The organism is Dyadobacter sp. UC 10 (assembly GCF_008369915.1).
Lineage (GTDB): Bacteria > Bacteroidota > Bacteroidia > Cytophagales > Spirosomataceae > Dyadobacter.
Map to the genome: position 1 here is coordinate 1,916,821 of NZ_VSRN01000001.1, position 18,462 is coordinate 1,935,282.

Annotated in this window: 18 protein-coding genes; 5 read left to right on the top strand and 13 right to left on the bottom strand. The window is 42.8% G+C overall.

Going from position 1 to position 18,462, the window contains the following annotated elements; genetic code table 11:
• Window positions 1–36 precede the first annotated feature (36 nt).
• Both FXO21_RS07655 and FXO21_RS07660 read left to right on the top strand, forming a co-directional pair.
• Window positions 37–555, top strand: a complete 519-nt coding sequence (locus FXO21_RS07655; protein ID WP_225865608.1) for a hypothetical protein — start codon at window positions 37–39, stop codon at window positions 553–555.
• On the top strand, window positions 552–1,256 hold the full coding sequence (locus tag FXO21_RS07660; RefSeq protein ID WP_149639537.1) for a nucleotidyl transferase AbiEii/AbiGii toxin family protein: 705 nt from the start codon (window positions 552–554) through the stop codon (window positions 1,254–1,256). The genes FXO21_RS07655 and FXO21_RS07660 overlap by 4 nt, the downstream gene beginning before the upstream one ends.
• Window positions 1,257–1,344: 88 nt before the next feature.
• Here FXO21_RS07660 and FXO21_RS07665 read toward each other — a convergent pair whose 3' ends face one another.
• The 7 genes from FXO21_RS07665 to FXO21_RS07695 all read right to left on the bottom strand — a co-directional run bounded on the left by FXO21_RS07665 (window position 1,345) and on the right by FXO21_RS07695 (window position 7,332).
• Entirely contained in the window at window positions 1,345–2,187 is an 843-nt protein-coding gene (locus FXO21_RS07665; protein WP_149639538.1) for a hypothetical protein, read from the bottom strand.
• Window positions 2,188–2,555: 368 nt separating this feature from the next.
• Window positions 2,556–3,140, bottom strand: coding sequence for a hypothetical protein (locus FXO21_RS07670; RefSeq protein ID WP_149639539.1), 585 nt, complete (start codon window positions 3,138–3,140; stop codon window positions 2,556–2,558).
• A complete protein-coding gene (locus FXO21_RS07675) occupies window positions 3,137–4,072 on the bottom strand; it encodes a relaxase/mobilization nuclease domain-containing protein (protein ID WP_149639540.1) in 936 nt (311 codons plus the stop codon). Before FXO21_RS07675 ends, FXO21_RS07670 begins: the two co-directional genes overlap by 4 nt.
• Window positions 4,062–4,439, bottom strand: coding sequence for a plasmid mobilization protein (locus FXO21_RS07680; protein ID WP_192579185.1), 378 nt, complete (start codon window positions 4,437–4,439; stop codon window positions 4,062–4,064). The genes FXO21_RS07675 and FXO21_RS07680 overlap by 11 nt, the downstream gene beginning before the upstream one ends.
• Window positions 4,440–4,561: 122 nt before the next feature.
• Window positions 4,562–5,506, bottom strand: a complete 945-nt coding sequence (locus tag FXO21_RS07685) for a toprim domain-containing protein (RefSeq protein WP_149639542.1) — start codon at window positions 5,504–5,506, stop codon at window positions 4,562–4,564.
• Window positions 5,507–5,747: 241 nt separating this feature from the next.
• Complete coding sequence (locus FXO21_RS07690; RefSeq protein WP_225865609.1) at window positions 5,748–6,977, bottom strand: primase-helicase family protein; 1,230 nt, start codon at window positions 6,975–6,977, stop codon at window positions 5,748–5,750.
• A 13-nt stretch (window positions 6,978–6,990) separates the two neighbouring features.
• Entirely contained in the window at window positions 6,991–7,332 is a 342-nt protein-coding gene (locus FXO21_RS07695; protein WP_149639543.1) for a helix-turn-helix domain-containing protein, read from the bottom strand.
• Window positions 7,333–7,473: 141 nt separating this feature from the next.
• Here FXO21_RS07695 and FXO21_RS07700 point away from each other — a divergent pair, with 141 nt between their 5' ends.
• The 3 genes from FXO21_RS07700 to FXO21_RS07710 all read left to right on the top strand — a co-directional run bounded on the left by FXO21_RS07700 (window position 7,474) and on the right by FXO21_RS07710 (window position 10,187).
• Complete coding sequence (locus FXO21_RS07700) at window positions 7,474–8,238, top strand: hypothetical protein (protein ID WP_149639544.1); 765 nt, start codon at window positions 7,474–7,476, stop codon at window positions 8,236–8,238.
• A gap of 47 nt (window positions 8,239–8,285) precedes the next feature.
• A complete protein-coding gene (locus FXO21_RS07705) occupies window positions 8,286–8,744 on the top strand; it encodes a DUF4265 domain-containing protein (RefSeq protein ID WP_149639545.1) in 459 nt (152 codons plus the stop codon).
• A gap of 780 nt (window positions 8,745–9,524) precedes the next feature.
• Entirely contained in the window at window positions 9,525–10,187 is a 663-nt protein-coding gene (locus FXO21_RS07710) for a hypothetical protein (protein ID WP_149639546.1), read from the top strand.
• Between the two features lie 23 nt (window positions 10,188–10,210).
• Here the strand turns inward: FXO21_RS07710 and FXO21_RS07715 are convergent, their stop codons facing one another.
• The 6 genes from FXO21_RS07715 to FXO21_RS07740 form a co-directional block, all read right to left on the bottom strand.
• Window positions 10,211–10,597 carry a helix-turn-helix domain-containing protein gene (locus FXO21_RS07715; RefSeq protein ID WP_149639547.1) on the bottom strand — a complete coding sequence of 129 codons (387 nt, stop codon included), beginning with the start codon at window positions 10,595–10,597 and terminating at the stop codon, window positions 10,211–10,213.
• A 39-nt stretch (window positions 10,598–10,636) separates the two neighbouring features.
• Window positions 10,637–10,930 carry a type II toxin-antitoxin system HigB family toxin gene (locus tag FXO21_RS07720; RefSeq protein ID WP_149639548.1) on the bottom strand — a complete coding sequence of 98 codons (294 nt, stop codon included), beginning with the start codon at window positions 10,928–10,930 and terminating at the stop codon, window positions 10,637–10,639.
• A gap of 87 nt (window positions 10,931–11,017) precedes the next feature.
• Window positions 11,018–11,998 carry a hypothetical protein gene (locus tag FXO21_RS07725; protein WP_149639549.1) on the bottom strand — a complete coding sequence of 327 codons (981 nt, stop codon included), beginning with the start codon at window positions 11,996–11,998 and terminating at the stop codon, window positions 11,018–11,020.
• Window positions 11,999–12,047: 49 nt separating this feature from the next.
• Window positions 12,048–13,460 carry a tyrosine-type recombinase/integrase gene (locus FXO21_RS07730; RefSeq protein WP_149639550.1) on the bottom strand — a complete coding sequence of 471 codons (1,413 nt, stop codon included), beginning with the start codon at window positions 13,458–13,460 and terminating at the stop codon, window positions 12,048–12,050.
• 485 nt (window positions 13,461–13,945) lie between these two features.
• Complete coding sequence (locus FXO21_RS07735; RefSeq protein ID WP_192579186.1) at window positions 13,946–16,912, bottom strand: SdrD B-like domain-containing protein; 2,967 nt, start codon at window positions 16,910–16,912, stop codon at window positions 13,946–13,948.
• A 909-nt stretch (window positions 16,913–17,821) separates the two neighbouring features.
• Window positions 17,822–18,442, bottom strand: coding sequence for a response regulator transcription factor (locus tag FXO21_RS07740; RefSeq protein ID WP_149639552.1), 621 nt, complete (start codon window positions 18,440–18,442; stop codon window positions 17,822–17,824).
• Window positions 18,443–18,462: the final 20 nt, after the last annotated feature.

The following is an 18,462-nucleotide window of genomic DNA, read 5'->3' on the forward strand; positions in this document are numbered from 1 at the left end:
ATTTGCAAACAGCGAACAGAATTGTATATTTACGTCATGAAAGCTCATAACGGAATGCGTCCCTTGGACGTGGTGATATTGTTAAAAATCATCTGTTTAGAAGGTAAGCCCTGGCAATACCGAGATTTGTCTTCACAGCTTTATATAAGCGTGTCCGAAGTTTCGGAATCTTTAAGCCGGAGCCATATTGCGGGGTTGATAGATGAAAGCAAAAAAAAGGTACGGGTTAATAACCTTGTCGAATTTATTGAATTCGGGTTGCCTTACGTCTTTCCAGCAGTGCCGGGGCAAATTGTAACCGGTGTTCCAACCGCGTATTCCAACCCCTTTTACAAAGCACATTTTCTTGGGTCGGTTGATTACGTTTGGAAGGACGAGCAGGGAACTATGCGGGGTCTATCCATCGAACCGCTTCACAAAGGAGTAACAAAAGCAGTCTTGGAGGATGAGGTACTTTACAAATTACTCTCCGGTATCGATATTTTGCGGGTTGGACGAGCGAGAGAGAAGAAAATGGCCTTGGAGCAAATGAAGATGTTAATCCTTAGAAAATGAGTCAAAGAGAGAATATTCTACGTATCAAAGCCGTATACGACGCGCTGGAAGAGCTGCAAGATTCTGCAATTTTTATCGGTGGGGCAACAGTAGCCTTGTATGTACAGCGTGTTGCAGAAGAAGTAAGGCCTACTGACGACGTAGATGTATTAATTGAAGTAACTGGTTACAAAGCTTATGCGGATTTGGAGGAAAAGTTACGGTCTAAAGGATTTACCAATGACATGGAATCCGGTGTAATCTGCAGATATAAAGTACAAGGAATTATTGTCGACGTAATGCCTACCGACAAACAGGTTCTCGGATTCAGTAATATCTGGTATCCGGAAGGCTTCAAAACGGCGGTAAAATATGATTTGGGAGAAGGTTACAAGATTAACATATTCCGACCGGAGTATTTGGTCGCAAGTAAGTTGGAGGCATTCAAGAATCGAGGCGGCAACGATGGAAGGACAAGTACCGACTTTGAAGATTTGGTTTACATTTTGAACCACCGCACGTCGTTGTGGGAGGAGATGCGTTTGGCGAAAGAAGATGTCAAGCTTTACTTGCAACAAGAATTCCAGAAAATACTCGAAAACGATCATTCCGAGGAATGGATCAGTGCCCATTTGGAATATGCAGAACAGAGGAGGGTAAACTATATCCTGGGTAATTTGACAGAATTTTGTTTTGGGGCGTCCAGCAGTGAAGCTGAATGATCGTGATTTAACTTCCGACTCGAAAAGTCATCTGGACACAAATTTTAAACAAGAAATTGGATTATTTTCTTTCAAGTTCAGACTGTAGTTAATTTTTGCAATTCTCATACTCAAAAGTTACGGGTCGCAAATATTCGTTTTGCCAAAATACGTCAGTTCCAACAGTTGGGTGATTGGCCGAATTGTATTGATAAGAGGTAAGTACTTCACCCAGACCCTTCACCCTACCTTTAGTGCGATTATTTCTGGAGAAAACTAACGCCGCGTTGCCATATTCCGCTCCGAAAAAGATTCCATAGTCCATCAGGCCAGGATGCCCAAAGAATGGATTAATTTTATCATCATACTCATACTCCCATTCCCTGAGTAGTACAAATCCAGCAGACGGATAATTGGTATAATATTCAGTCATCGCCTTTATATTACCGAATGAATTGTATTCATATATCTCATATGCGAAAATTTGACCTTTTGGAATGAATGATGTGTTTAATCCGTGATCAGCTCCTTCCACATATGAGCACTTAACCATCAACCCTAAAATGTCATATTCGAAAATACGAGCTTGATAATGTCCCTGGCCGCGTGGTGCGTTGAAGTCTAGCAACCTATTTTCCTTAATTACCCTGTTTTGTTCATCATATTCGTAGGTACATTCAACAAGAGGCCCACTAAGCTTTTCCAGCCGACGATTAGCATCGTATCTGGCCGTCGTGACATATTCTCGACCCTGTGCCTTTAATATGATTTGACTTATCTTCTGATCAGCGTAGACATATTCTAGTACTTCGTTACCCGGAAATGTTATTCGACTAATCCTACAGGTGTCTCCATCAGTCTCGGGAATAGGCTTAGGATCTGGCACCAGCACTTCTTTTTTTGCTTTGCATGAAATAAAAAAAATAAAGGCTATCAACAAGGCAATTCGCATGCTATTCTCTGAATTTGGCTGAAAAGAAATTAAAATGCTATTGGGGTATAAATCACAATCAAATATTTTCTACTCATCCCAGTCCGACCCGCTTTAAAGTCGCGTATTTCGATGTATTGTAGGAAGATGATATTCCTAAGATAACCTACCAGTTCACTTTTATACCTGCTCCTAGCGAGTGGTCCACACTGCTAATTAACAAATGAATAGGCAACATCCTGAATTTTGACCGTACACGTAACAGAACATTAAATTTTCTGTATACTCATTTATGATCCAACCGTATGCTACTAGCATATGCCAATTGTGTTACCAATCTGACTATTTTGTAAGAGAACGGTTGGTGCCCTGCCCCCCTACAATGATATTCATTCCTTTTTAAGTTGTTTAAGCAACTCTTTCGCTTCCTGAGCCTCCATTTGCCGCCGTTTCAAAAGCTCTTCCGCATCTTTGACTGATAGTTCCTGCGCCTCAAGCTTCTGCGTTTCAAGTTCTGCACGTTCCGGGTCTGTATAATAGATACTATCTGCTCTCGCGGCGACAGCTGGACTTAGTTGTCTAGAAATCCGGAATTTGAGATCGCTTTCTTGCAGTCGTGTGCTTTCGTTGTAATTGCTAATGGCTACTGCGATGCTTATGGCAGTTGAGATCAACAGTAATGCTGCCGAAATAATAAAGCCTTTCGCTTGAAGATCGAAATGATGGTGGTGCCTGACTTCTGATGCCTTCGGGACATTTACAACTGCTTGTTCTATCTGGGAAAGGTAGGTTTCCAACTGTTGAGCTGACGCATCCTGCGCTAAATCCCTTTTTAGCTGAATCACCGTATCTGCAAGCGTTTTATTTTGCGACTCAGTCGCCATTTGGATCAGATTCTCAATCGATGCATTTTTCCTGATCACAAGTGAAAGCACTTCTTCAATCGATTCGAGGTGTTCTTCTATCTTTTTCATAAGCTTTGTCCTAAGTATTTTTTACGTTTCTTCTTTTTTGATGGATCTGTAATCTGTTGGTCAAATTGCTGGACAGGTCGGAGCAAGCCATCCAGTATTTTATCGTCCGTAGTATGCTGGGAGAGAGGAGTGGGCCGGAATCTTTCTTGTGGCCGGTCAGGCAGATATTCTGGCTGCATTCGAAACTGCTGCACCATCGCCAGTTTCTGATTCTGCCGTATCAATGCATCCAGCTTCCCAAAGCTCAAACTCCGATCGATTTTCGATCCTTTGAATTGCAGACCGCCTTTGGTAAAGCTGACACCTTGAATCTCACTAGTGCCTGATTTGTATTTGAAGATGATTCCGATGCCTTGCCTTTCCAGCTTCGCGCTCAACTCATCCCAGCTTTGTGCGCCTGCACTTGCTGCTTTGATTCCATCATATAATTCATATCTGACTTTGTCTGCACCTTTAAGCTGCTGCCGGTTGACCTGTTCTTTTCCTTTTCCCAAAGGATATCCATATTTAAGCGTGATCTCTCTACAGACTTTATAGTTCCTCTCTTTTTGAAACCGGTCTGAAATGGTCTTGCCTTCATCATTTACTCGGTTATAGATAATGTGCAGATGTGGATGGTTTTTGTCCCGGTGCTCGACCAGGATAAACTGTGTGCCTTTGATCTTCATCTTTCCCATGTACTCCAGTGCACGCTGCTTCATGATCTCAGGCGACAGTCTAGCGGCATCTTCCTTGCTCCAGCTCAGCGAGATATGCCCTACGGCTTTCGTCAGGTCAGGGTTTAATTTCCTTTGCATGTTGAAATCATCGATCATGGATCGGGCCTGATCCGTTCTTACGCCTTCGGCTATCAGCAGACTGGCCTGCTGCTTTTCCAATGCATACCTGACGACACCACCGAAGCTGCTTCCAACCGTTACCTTACCGATCATCGCTTCCGAACTTTTTCAGTATCGAATCGATTTGCAGAAGCAGGTCCTTGCAGGATTGCCGGATGAATGTTAATCCTTCCTTATGGGCAAGGTGCGTCAGCTGATTCAAGTTGTTGGCCATGCCTGTCAGCGTTCTCAAATGTTTGAGGTCATCGGGTTTTAACCTGGCCAAAACTTTTGCTTTCTTGGCAGCCAACCTGAACCATGCGCTTGGTTTCATCCCGGCAACCTTGGCTTTTTCTTCGATCAAAAAGCGCTCGGTTTCTGTCAGCCTGACCATGAGTTGGCTCTGCCGTTTTACTTTTTTTGGTGGCCTGCCGCCTTTGGGGTTATAGGGCTTTCTGTCTTTGATTTCTGTCTTTTCCATCTCACATTCCATTTTTCGTTTTAAACCTTTTGCGACCACCGGGAGAAAATGGCAAGTTTCAGTCACGCGGGAGCGGGACAGGTTTTTGCGAAGCGAAAACACAAACTTGCTCTCTGAAGACTTTACAAATGCAGCCCGCCAGACTTCTTGAAAGTCTGCTGCTTTTTTACTTCTTTTTGGCTAGATTTCTGAGCCATTAAATAGTCATTGACATCCTTGTGCTGCTTGTAGATTAAAGAGGCATCCACAGTATTGAGTCCGGCTGCCTGGTATTTTTCTTGCGTTTTTCTACCAGCATTGTCATGATCCAGATACAGGAAAACATTCTGGTAACCTTCTAAAATAGCCAAGCTTCTATCTGCCAGACTTACCGAGTTCAGGACCAGAAAATCACTGCGGATTGAGTGCAGGCTTTTCTGCAAAGTGAGCAGTGAAAGAAAATCAATGAACCCTTCAACGACGCAAATGGACTTGCCTCCGTTTTCAATATGCGTAATATCCTTGGGTGAGGATGCGCCTTTGAAGTAAGCATTTCTCAGCTCATACCCGCCAGACCGGTTTTCAAATCCAACCGCGAAGTACTGTTTATCTTCCAACTGGTAATACACTTCTTTACAATAAGGTCTAGCAATGTCGAGCGGAATGCCCCGGTTTTCCAAATAGCTGGTTATTGCCGGATTGTTTCCCAAGGGTTTAATCTCGTTGATAGTAATAGCAGGAGCATTAACCCGTTTCTCAGTAACGCTTTGCCATATAGGTTTAGCTGCCAAGGAAAAATCTTGGTTTTGCTGTTCAAAGAGAAAAAGGCTGTTTAACTTTTCCACCAGATTACTTGCATCCTGATTTGGATAGAGCCTTTCGGCCAGGTCAAATAATTTCCCGCCTTGCATGAGCGCGTAGTCATACCATCTGTTAATGGCCGTGTTCACCTTAAACGACGGGGAATGCTCTGGCTCGCGGATAGGTGAGACGTACCATTGACTTTCGCCTCTTTTGTAGCTGGGCTCAATACCGATTCTACTCAGAAAATCAGTGATCGGTAGCTGATTTAATTGCTTGATATTCATGGTTTTATTTTTTGATAAGCAAACACCTGTTTTAAGCAGGCTGGTAGAAGCCGTTTTTATGATGAGACGATGAGAAATAGATATAAATAATTGATAATGATATAAGTTAAGGGCTCATCAAAGCCTCATCAAGCATATTTACCATGATGAGATTTCTCATCGTGCTCATCATACCTCATCATAAAATAAGATACTTTGATGAGCGTGTTATGCTGTAATAATTAACAAGTTGCGGTTTGTTTTACAACCCCTCATCAAACTTTTGGGTAATCCAGTCCATTGAAACGCTGTAATACCTGCCTGTTGAATGCACTGCGGCAAGGTCATTGCAGCTGTTGTACAAATAGGTCTGGTAGTTCAAACTGTTTGCTACGGGCTTCAACCCCCAATCATTTTGCAGCACATTGGAAACCTGCTGGCGGGTAAGCCTTGGCATATTCCGCTTCAACAGTTCAAGCATGTCCTTATTGGTGAATTCGAGCTTACTGATGCCCGTATTCTCAAAAATCTCACGAAGGATAAAGAGCATTTCCGTTTCCAGCCGGTTGCGGTTGTTTCGGATGACGCGCATCAATGCTTCTGTTCGAATTTGCCTTTCCGAAAACCACATCCTGGTCTGTGCTATGGGAACTGACAGATTCCGCGAGATAAGATAATGCAGGAAAGCTGGAAGCTCGCTAGCCATTAAATCCAGCAGATGGATGTTTTCCGAGGGCAGCACCGGCACCTTGCGTACCCAATACCGGGTTTCGGCCGGGTCAATGACAATGAAGTTTTCTTCATTGTTGGAGCACAGGACAAACTTGCCAAAGAACTCGGTTTCTTTTCGGTCCTTGCCTTTGGCTTCGACCTTCGAATTCCGGGCGGTGCTCAGGTTCTTGATTTTCTCTGAATCCTCCCTTCGGTCGAGCAGCACTTCATCAACGGCAATGATCAAAGTATTCATCCAGTCGGAATTAAACTGCGAGCGGAAATCACTGTTGCCGTTGAAGGTCATGTTCTTTCCGAAGATCATTTTCAGAAAATTCAGGAAAGTGGTCTTGCCAGTTTTCCGCTCTTTTGAAACCAGGCACAGCACCAGGAGCTTCTGCGTGGGTCTTTGGTAAAGAAGGCTTAAATAATCCAGGCCGAGCTCAAACTGTTCTCCAAAGATGTGCCGTATAAACCCGAGCGTATTAGCCGGATCACCTGGCTGTGGCTGGGCTTCCAACCGGTGATAGAGGTTATAAAAGTTTCCGACAATTTCTTTGTAGTCCAGATGATCCGGCACGCAGCAAAAACCATCAAACTTTCTGATCTTCTTGATCTGACTTGGTTCTAGATCCTGTCTGAGCATCTCGGCTGACCACGGGATCCACATCTCCATAAATTCCTTGCTGACAGTCGGCTGCATACACTTTTTGTAGTAGCCGGTCTGCACCCGTATGTAGCTGCCTGGCAGGTTCAACGGATAATTATTAGCTGACATCATTCAGGAATTTGGCTCAGCGAAGTCTTCTTTTGTGCGGACTTACAAGGGATGGAAGCTGCTCCTGGAGTTCGGACATCGTTTTCTTCTTTCCGGATTTAATCCATTCCTCTAATTCAGATTTGTAGAAGTAAAGCCTTTTGCCCTTCTTGCTAACCGGGATCTCCCGGTGGCAGACCTTTCCATACAGCGTCTGCACCGACAGATTAAGAAACTCAGCCGCCTGGGAAATCGTCATTAGCTCGATGGCCTGCGGAACTGGCTGCCTAGATTCTAAAAGAAGGTCTTGAATGCTGTCCAGCTTCTGGTGAAGCTCGGAAACTGCGCGGGGCAGCTGGTCAAATGAGTATTGCTCCATAACAATTGGATGTTTTTGTTTGATACCGCAATGTTATGTGCTTGTTTTAGTGGGTTACAAGTAGGAATTAGTGTCACCTTAGTTTTACCTACCGATATTTTTTGATTTTTTTGTATATACTAGTGCTTTATTGAAAATGCAATGAATCGTAAAACTGAGAAGTCAGTCTTGAGGCTGAGTCATTTTATTAGAAAGCATAAGCACGATCATCTCATAAAAATCGGTAAGGACAGAATTGTAATAGACGTGAATGATCGTTCTCTTACCGGATCAATCTTTTATCTTTCATTTATGTTGGTTATCCCGTTTGTCTTGGGTCTCTATTCCCTAATAAGCTACGATTTGGGTGAAGCATTGGTGGTTTTGTTATGGCTAATTTATAGCACATACGAGGCTTACCACATGATTCGGGGGGAGAATATATTGATAGTTGACCTCGTTCAAAGTCGCTTTGAAGTTGAAAATATCAATCCGGTTTTCAAGTGGCTATTTCACAAACGAATTTTGAATTTTTCGCGAATTGCAAAAACAACTCTCTCGCAGGAGGGCGTAGGAGTTAATATTAAGTGGCTAGAAATCAGCGTTCATGATAAGAACAATAGAAAAATTATCTTATCAAATTTTAAGAATACATTTCCATCCAAGTCTATCGCAAACGTGGTTAAAGAAATGTTAGATATTATTTTGAAAGAACATAGGGATGCTACCCCTTTGATGGGAGCAGAGCTCTATGAAAAGTTAAAATCGCTTGTTGAGGTGGGACGCGATGAAGACTGGAATACCTACTACTTGGGCCCTGAGGGAGTTAAGTGGGTCAAAAGTTATCCTAATTCTAGTCATCATGGTGGTGGCGCTCCTACGTTGACCCGGGTAGATCAATTTCCAGATAGAAATAAAACAACCTGACAGTACATCGTGAATATGACATTTTCAAATAAACATTACTGTATTATATGCCAACAACTGACCACGTGAAAATTCTTTTCGAGTTTCATAGTGACGTGCTAGATGCTTGGACAGTGGAAACGGTTTGGGCAGAAATCATTAATGAAGACGAGGGACTTTACAAAATAGACAATATCCCATTTTATGCACCTACCAGCGCGGACAACATCGTCTACGCAGAATATGATGAAAGCCAGGAAAGGTTGACATACCGGGATACAGTTGAGTATTCAGGAAATTCTACTATCCAGGTTGTGATACTAATTGAGAATGTGCCAACAAATGAAATTAGGGATTTTTTTAACGCATTTAATTGCGAATCTGAAAAGTTTAATGACGGTTACTTTGTAATGAATGTCCCGGCAACGGAGTCGTATTTGCCAATTAGAGAAAAGCTCTTAGAGCTACAAAGTGAAGGTATCATTGACTTTGCAGAGCCTTGCCTGGGAAATGGGCATTGGTATTAATAATGTGAACCTTCATGCATTAAATCAGCGAATTCCACCTTCCGGACTATTTGTCCCAATAATACCTAATGAACGACTGGGAAAATGACCTCAATATTGAGCTGATAAAGTTGTCTGATGAGGCCAAACTACTATTTGCAGTGTAGCATGTGACCATCTTATCCAAACTACGTTCATTTTAACAACTTGACAGGTTGGGGAAATGCCAGAATACTTTGGAATGAAGAGTACGAGCTTAGTAATAATTATGGGGGTCCTTTAATACTCTAACCTCCAAGTGGTCGAATCGGCGGAAACAAATTGAATGAACCGCAGAACAGGCTCCTATATGTTCGGATAACCCTTTTTAAATAAGAAAACAGAACAAGAGGGCAAAAGCCGATCTGTGAAATTTCTTGGTTTTGTCCAAGGAGAGCGCACTCTTCCCCTTTGCGTTCCGGATCCGCTGTTACTATAAGGTAAAGCAAGATTATGGAGTATTTTCATGCGGAATTGCTCTTGTAATTATCTACCATTTGTTCTCAGACTATATGCTAAATCCCTTTGACAACCCCTTTAATGCGAAGAATGAGTAGAGTTTGGAGCCTATGCGGTTGCAGTGGGCTCAGTCTTTATAAAAGGGTGGTGGGGTGTCGCTATCGGTGCAGTAGGTGTAGGAGTTTCAATATATCAAGCTGACTGAATAAATGAATTTGCTCTAAAAGATTAATTACCCTTTGCGAATTGCATAATCCCCTTTGGTATTATGCAATTCGCTAATAATCAAAATCTTATTAAATTATGAATCATTTTAATTTTGAGTATAGCCGCATTTGGGTTGCGGTTGGTCTTATGTTGCTTGGCTTTGGTATAGCTATTTCAATTGGTCTATTGCTTCCAGACTTTGGAGAGTTTTTAGGGATAAGTATCACTCCAATCGCATCTTTCATAATTGGGTTTATTTTCTTTCTATCGAACCGAAAAAGATGGAAAGGGATTGGTGAAGCTACTATCCTTGAAAATTCAGTGGAAATAACATTGAATGGCAAAGCCAGGATCATTCCATTTGAAAGCATCAAGTCGTTCCAAGTGGAATACGGTAATGGTACAGCGTTGGACATCTGGCTACTTAGCGAGCCCAAACTGAGCATTTTTGCTAATGAAAACTTCTGTAACGTAGCACCATTTAATACCTTCTGCGATGAATTGGAAAAAACCTTAATTCTTTACGGACGAGCCAACGATTTGGCTCCAAAGAGAAAACCGTCGCTTTACGAAAGTAAATGGGCTCTTCCGATCCTTATGTTAGTCACCGTCGTTTATTTCGGTGTTTTGATCCGTGCTGGTATGCAACACAAAGAGCTGAAAAGGAGTGCCATTTATGGCCTGTTCTTTATCTCTATGTTCTGGACTGCATGGTTCGCCGCTTGGCTAAAAAAGAGCAGGTTGAGGAAATTGAACTGAATTAGCATCTTCATCGCGCTTTGCTATGCTGCCTGCGGCATTTTCTCATTTATAAAGATCTCCAGGGGTAATCCTAAGTGCTTATGAAGGTTATGAATTTGCTGCAAGGTAAAGTATCGCTTCCGGTTAAGTATTTCAGACACTCTTGATTTGGGACCTATGAATTGCTCCAAATCTTTATTTTTCCAGCCATTTTCTTCCATCAAATATTTGATTGCGTCAATCGGATCCGGATTAGGAATATCGTTGTGCGTTTGTTCATAAGCATGAACCAAAGTGCTTATGACATCGAGCTCATCGTCCAATTCAGAATAAGGGGTCGGATCTAAAATAAGTAATTCGTCGATGCGCTTCAGGGCATTTTGATAGTCTAATGCTGTTTTTATGGGGGTTACAGTTACTGTACTCATTGATTGCTTAGATTTGAGTCGTTTGAACAATAATATGATTTATACGGAATGGGCATCAATCTTATCATATTCGGCATGCGTACCAATCCACCTGATGTAAACTATTTGCCGGTGCACCAGGACGACGGTGATGATTTGATACTTATTCCCTTTGATATCAAATATTACTCTGTTATTTCCAATAATATCCACTGAATTGGCCACTTGCTTAAGATCGTTCAGGTTTCGGATATTTATATCCTTGATTTTAGCAATCCACACTTCTAACGCGATCTTCGAATCTGCATGCGTATGATAGAACTCTCTTAAACGGGTTGTTGTAATAATTCTCATGACGCTAATTCACAGTAAAGTTACATAATTGGTAACCAAATTTGCAATAAATTGTTACATATTATGTAACAAATATTAAAGAGGACTTTACACTGAGCTATCACTTCCTTTCCTATTTCTGCCAATAACGGCCAAAGCGGGCTCTCCGGATCCTTTTCTGTTCACAGTCAAAATTGGTGACTTACAAATTTTAACATCTGATGAAATGATACCATTCAGGTAGCCAGTTGTGAACGGCTTGGCCTGAGCATTTGAAACGTATTGAAAATGTGCTATGATCCAACTTTCTAGCTCGGCCTTACTACAAGAAACGATCAGATTGGCTTCTATCAACTGCTTGAATGCATCAGCAAGCTGATTACCATTGCTATTAAAAAGCAGCTTCTTTTTCGGAGATACGTTGTTGGTTAGCAGCGAGAACAGCGGCTGCTGTTCTTTCTCCTCAAAATACTCCTTGAAGATCTTGAAAAACTGATCGGCTATACCTTCAATAAATACAGGATAGCGGCGGATTCGTATTGGCGTTGGTTCGTGAGCAGTTGCCATTTCAATCTCGGAATTTTGATCTCCTGTTTTTTCGAGCGCGGTGACTTCTGCTATAAAACCCGCCAAGCTCTCCTCCCTTTCCCGGATTGAATCGCAAAGGTCTTCCACAAATTCCGGCGTGATGATCACCTCAGTTTTATTAGGCTTTAAAAGATCAGTGTAGAAGATTTCTGGAAATTCGATAACAAGCAGGAAGTTGTCCTGCAAGTTTTCTCCATTCGCAGGATAATGACGGAAGTAATTTTCCCAGTACCTGTTGAATAGGAATAAAAGCTTCTTCGTCTGATCCAAATATGCTTTTCGCCTCCCAGGGTCTGCGCCTATAATGTCAATGACTGCGAGATCCTTCAAGATCTGCAGATGCTTCGCAAACTGCAATGAGAAATGTGGGGTCTGATGGGTAATATCATATCCTGATTTGAAGACTGGGCCGAGTTCGCCAGATTCGCGCTTGTCCCTGATTTCAGATAGTCGAAGGTCAAATTTTTGTAAGAATGTAAAATATTCCTTGAAATGCTCCATGCTTAATAAAATCTAGTAAAGACTATCAGACGATGCTTGCTGTCAAAAACTACAACAATGCGCTGAGATATTTCTTTGTTTTTTCATCATCAAAACTACCTAAATAACTTTCTGTGGTCGAAATTGAAGTATGCCCGAGCGCCTGGCTAATGAATGCAAGCGGTGCTTCTGATTGGAGAAGGATCGTTGCGAAGGAATGTCTGGCGCTGTATGTATTAACGTCTCCTGTGATTTCATTAGCGGCCGCAATGTCCTTCATGTATTGATTTGTGATTTTCACCACCTGATTGATTACGGTCTTTTGTCTTTCTGGTGTCATATCGTGCTCCAAAAATGGGAAGACATAATCCTTCGGGTTTTTGCTCTTTACCGCCCAGCGTTCAATTATATCAATAGTTTCTTTGAATAAGGTGACTTTGATCGTGTTTTGGTTACCCCTGGTTGAGCGAGCAGTCTTTTGGCGGATAAATGTTAATCGGTCGCCCTCTATATCCTGCCAGCGGACACGACAAATGTCATTCATGTTCATCCCATTACATAAATAGGAAAACACCCATAAATCACGGCTTCGCTGTTCGAATCCTGGACTGCATTTATGCGTTATGATTTTTAGTACGTCATCCTTGCTGAGTGCTTTTTTGGTATTGCTGCCAGCCGGTATCATATACCTTCTCTTGCCAAAAGGGTATAACTCTCTATTCATAACGCCCGCGTCAATAGCGTCATTACAAACAGATCTGATGTGCCGGCAATATATGCCAACGGTTGTCAGGGTAGCGGGGGATGGGCTTCCTTTTGGTCCCCTACGTTTTCGACCATGCTTGAGCATCCATTTCTCATAACTTGTCAAAAACGCTGGAGTCAGATATTCAAAGCGGAGTACAATCTCCTTTTCCTTCGCCTCTTTGATTGGTAGGGGCGGAAGGTTCAGCAATTCCTGACGTTGCTTTTCGGTGAGAGACTCGAGAAAACGTAGTAATGAGGTGGACGTTGAAGTGTAGCTTAATGCATTTCCAATCCGACCTTCCTTGTTCATGTCGTTTGCTTTCAAAGTGAGAGCCTGAATGACATTGTTTTTATCCCTGGTCTCTTTGCTAGGCTTCGATTCCTGACCAAACATACTTATCTCATAAGCGAATCGCTCAAAACTGAAGTCGTCCTCTAGTTTACCCACAATTGTCCTGGCTCTACCCAGATAACTTTCGACCTCCTTGCCGGTATACTCTTCCTCATAAGTACTTCCGAAAAGCTTGTTCCATAACTTTCTTCTGTAGTCGTTTTTCACTTGTCCGGGCATACCGGATTTGTGCTTTTTTAGAAAGTCCCAATCCTGCTCTGAGATTTTCAAACCCGTGGTAAAAAGTCGCTGTTTTCCCTCATGAGAAACCAACCATTTTATCACACCTTCATCACCTTTTGAAGCTCTTTTGTCGAGGAATAAATTTACCGTTGTAGCGCTCATGATTCTTGGTCATTTCGTTCTAGTTGCAATAAACTTGCAATAGTAAATTAAAAAACATCGAAAGACATCACCAAATAAAAGTGCAAAATAATTTTCTAACTATCTGTAAAATAGATAGTTGTATAAATATCAAAAAATTGGTGAAAACAAAAAAAGGCGTATTTTATCTGACTGTTAATCAGAGGGTCGTTGGTTCGAGCCCAACTTCGGGAGCCTGAAAATGAAGCACTTAGCAAGAAATTGTTAAGTGCTTTTTTGTTTTGCTACACAATTTAGGACATGCGCCAGATGCTGTCATTCATGAAAGCATTTAAAATAGTGGGCTGACATCCATCTGAGACTGAATAACCCTGGCTTCACAAATTGCTATACCTTTACTTTCAAAAATCCAACGCACATTAAAAAACCGCTCTACAGCGTAAAGCGGTTTTTTAATTTTTTGTAAAACTTATACCGGTGAGGTATCGATTGAAAATCTGGTCTGATTATCTTACTACAAGCACTTTCATACTCACCACAGACCCGTTCGATTGTTTCATTCGTACCGTATAAATACCTATGGGTAGTTTCTTTAAACTGATACCCTCTGGTGTTACCGATTGAGTTTGATAGACAACCTGGCCAGAAGTGCTGATCAATGTAACCTCGCTTACCGGACTGGAAGTTAAGTTGTTAATGAACAAGATATCCGACGCAGGATTGGGATAGACAGATAATTTTTCTTTCCCCTCCACTTTAACGCTTACGATCTGGCTGTAAGCAAAGGTCAGGTCGGTATCCACCATGCGTAGTCTGTAAAAATGTTGCCCTGATACAGTATGCGGATCTACGAAAGTGTAATTTTTCACCGTTGCACTTTCTCCGTTAGACTCAACTGTTCCTATTGTAGTCCATGATCTGGTATCTAAGCTATGTTCTATTTCGAAATGATCACTGTTCATCTCCGAGGATGTCGACCAGTTTAGACGTACATTCTTCTCAATCATTTTCGCATTGAAACTGATGAGCGTGACAGGAAGGGCGTAGTAAATACCCGCGTCGATGTTAAGATTAAACTCATTATCAGCCAGTGTAATTACTCCCGTTTTCCCCGATAAACTCGCATCACTGTTGTTGGCATCGTTTAATGCGCCGGTATTAGGAGAAAATTCATAGCCGCTTGGTATACTAAATCCTACAACGTAAGAGCCTGCCGTTAAATTAGAGAAATTGTAATAACCATTTACATCCGTGGTGGTAGTCGCGATCACAGTCGTTCCGTCTGCCTCAAATAATGTTACTGTAATTCCGCTCCGCCCCGCTTCTCCCGCTTCCTGGATCCCATCCTGATCTTTATCATTCCATACATAATCCCCTAATCCGGATTTAGCCAGTGGTTGACTGCAGTTAATGCTGTTCAAATTAACCGTTGTAATCCGCGTAATACAATCGCCAAGCTTTATAGTGCATTCATAAGTACCATTATTAGCCGCTGTGTAGCTTCCGAAAACGATATCTTTACCTGTAACCCCCGTTAACGGTGCTCCGTTGAATGTCCATTCATAGGTGGCGCCTGTAATTTCATCAACACTCAGTGTATAGGGCTGATTAAGGCAAGGCTGGGCAGTATTTGTAACCATAACGGCAACCAGAGGCTTCACAGATACCTGGGTTACTTGAGTTTTTCCACATTGGTCGGTTATGCGCACATCATAGTCTGTATTCGGGTCTAAGCCTTCGGCGGTATAGTTATTGGGGACGGCGGGATCAATGACTGTGTAATTTGTTTCAGTCGTTTTTTTCATTTCCAGAATAAACGGCCCCGAACCCGCAAATTGGAATATCGCTTTGCCCGTCGCTACCGTACCCTCGCAGTTGATCCCTAATTTTCTTACAACTACCGGGTTTGAACCAGATGGTGTAATTGTTAATTCCTGAGAATCAACTACCAAATTAGGAATACCACAATTACTCATGTCCATGGTAGCCCGTAATGTATAGGTACCCTCAACAAGGTTAGGGAAGCTCCCCGACGAATTTGTGGCAAGTACTGTCGATCCCTGAAGTAACTCGAAACTTACGGGCCTATTACCATTGTATGTAAGCGTTGAGTTAATGGTCCCATTACCTCCGCAAAGCTGTGAAGTGGTGCCTGTTAATCCCAGTGTTAATCCTGTCTGAGCAGGGTCTGTGGTAAAAGGGACTTCCGTTATCACGCCGCAAGTGGCGTCGGTGGGTGTAAACTGAATAATATAGGAGCCTGGAGGTATTGCTTTGAACGACACCCCACCATTGGCCTGGTCATATCCGGTAGCATTGGCTACAAAGCTATGGTCAGAAGCCCTTAACAGTTTAATAGTTGAAAAATCCTGATCAGGCACGTATCCAGCCACTTGAATATCCAAATCAAGTGCCCCTACCGTAGTTACACAAGCTAAGGAGTAGCCTGCATAATTAACAAATCCAGCAGTGGACGGCTTGGGCGTCACAATCGTTCTGGTTTCGGTATCTCCGCACGCATCAGTTACCGTATAAACATAATGATCTGCGTATGGAATGGTAACCGCAGCACCCCATACCCAGTGATAGTCGGTTAGGGTGGTGCCTGCTACCGGATTATTACTGGCATCGTATCCCTGTACGTCCAATTCGTAATAGTCTCCTGATGCAGCGGGAAATGGTACACCATTAAATGTGTTGAGTGCAAGGTTAACCTCACTGCCCTCAGGACAACCGACATGCACTGTTCCATAGGATAAGATATCAGGATGTTTTATGTCTACACATTCAATATTTACTTCTCCACATGGTGAAGTGGTACGAATAAGAACCTTTTGTGCCGTGCTTGGAAATGTAATACTGCTAATGTCAGCATTTGAGTTAACCGTGATGTGCACATCAGGAGCACCGGCAGGTACAGTGCAAGGGTCCGTTGATAAGATATTCCACATATCGACCACATAACCAGATCCATCCGGATCGATTTGACTATCGTCGCCTAATCTCAACAACCTGTTCCCAGTATAGGTCGTTGAGGCACATGTAAAACTCTCATACTGTAGCCTAAACTTTGCCTTTGGAGAGCTGGGCTGCACATCCACAGATGCCGTTGTAAAATTGTTACAGGCATCCTTCACCCTTACCTGATAAATACCAAAACCAGGTGTAGTAAAGACATTTGAAGTTACATAGGTAAAATTAGCATCGGGTTCTGCCGCGTTGGTTGATTGAAGGAAACCATAGGTTAGACTCGGTTTGCCTCCCGTAGCTGCGGCTGTAATTGTTCCACCCAAACCACCGCCTGCGCAGACATTGCTTACAGTAGGCGTTAAAGTCAAGGGCGTGTATAAGTCATCAATGGTAAAAGTTACGTCTTCAAAAACAGTTCCACAGGAGATCCTCACGGTATAATCACCTGCGGCTAGACTAGAGAAGTTGTTAGAACTTTGTGCAGTGGTCTGATATCCTTCCAATGGGGTGGTCGAACCAATTTCTGTTGCAGAAATGATCTGATATGTAGCTGTTGATATTGTTTCTACATCCGAGTGAATAGTAACCTGCCCCGAAGACGGACAGGTCGCGCCAACAACATCTGGTGGCGCTGTAATGGAAATATCCGTTGGGCACTGCGCATAAGCGTTGTTGATGTAGCCCAGTAAACCCACTGTGAGAATACAGACTTTAAAATAAGAAAGGAGCTTAAATGTTGAAAAGTAGGCCATAAAAATGAATAATTTAGTATGCGATTAAAAGTAGGTTGTGGCAGAGCTGATTTCTTTGGCGGATGTGCGGCCATCTCTTCTCCGGCATTTCGCGACCCACCATCGCTTCCGAATATGCGTCTGTCTGAAATGAAATTTTGAATGCATGTTTTCTCTTTTTAATTTGTTTTCATAGGTTATCGAATGGCATCTGTTTCATTCTATCTTATCGGTGGTAAAGCTAGTGCACTAAGCAAGAAAGGATTGTAAAGAAAAAGGAGGACTAGTTACGTTTTTGCACTACTTACATAGTTCTATCACTACAATCACCTTGGTAAATTGAGCGGGTTGCCAAAACGGCACACATTTTTCCTCACAAGCTGCAACACAACGGAGAAGCGAACAGGGTAAAGCCCGAAGGAGGAGTAATGATGCTGATTTTAAGCACGAGTGGTTACAATGCTGATGTCGGAAAAGAGTACCGGCGAACTTTCCCAGTGTTTTGAAATTGCGGAAAGGCCGCCCTCTGTCTCGACTGCTCTATCGTTAGAAAAGCATGCAACATGGAAGACTCATGATAGTGAAGACAGGAAAGTCTACGAAGCTTGCAGCTGAGAGCGCAAGGTCAAGGACTGAGAATGAAGGGCGTTATCCCCTTTTTTAGGAGTAGCAATCTCCCAGCTACCTGTATTTCCGGCTGATAAGCGCGTGTCGGCTATTTACCTGTAGCTTTTCATAGATGTTCTTAATGTGGTATTTGACGGTTTCCAGCGAGATAGCCAGCCGGATAGCCACTTCCTTGTTGGTAAGTCCCTCTTCTATGGCGGCAACAATCTGCGCTTCCCGGGGCGTCAGGTTTTCAGCCAACTGCCCTGTATTTTTTGGATTGAAATACTCCACAACCATTCTGGCAATGCCTGGTGACATGGGGGCGCCACCTTCATACGAAGACAAGACCGACTCTTTGATCTTCGACAGCGGGGTTTGTTTTAACAAATAGCCCGAAGCTCCGTTGCACAACGCCTGGAAAACCCGGTTGGCGTCATCATAAACGGTTAGCATCAGGACCTGGCATTTGGGTGCCCGTCGTTTAATGCGGGATATCCCTTTAATGCCCGACTCACCGGGCAGGCCGATGTCGGAAAGAACGATATCAAGGTGCACGGTATCGATCCACCGCTCAAAAAATGCTTCCACCGAAGATGCGGACAATAACACTGAAATACCAGGCTGGCTGCTGAAATACTGATCCAGCATGCTCCTGATTTGATCGTCGTCTTCAATAATGCCAAGGCGTATCATGATACAAAGTTATAGTATGC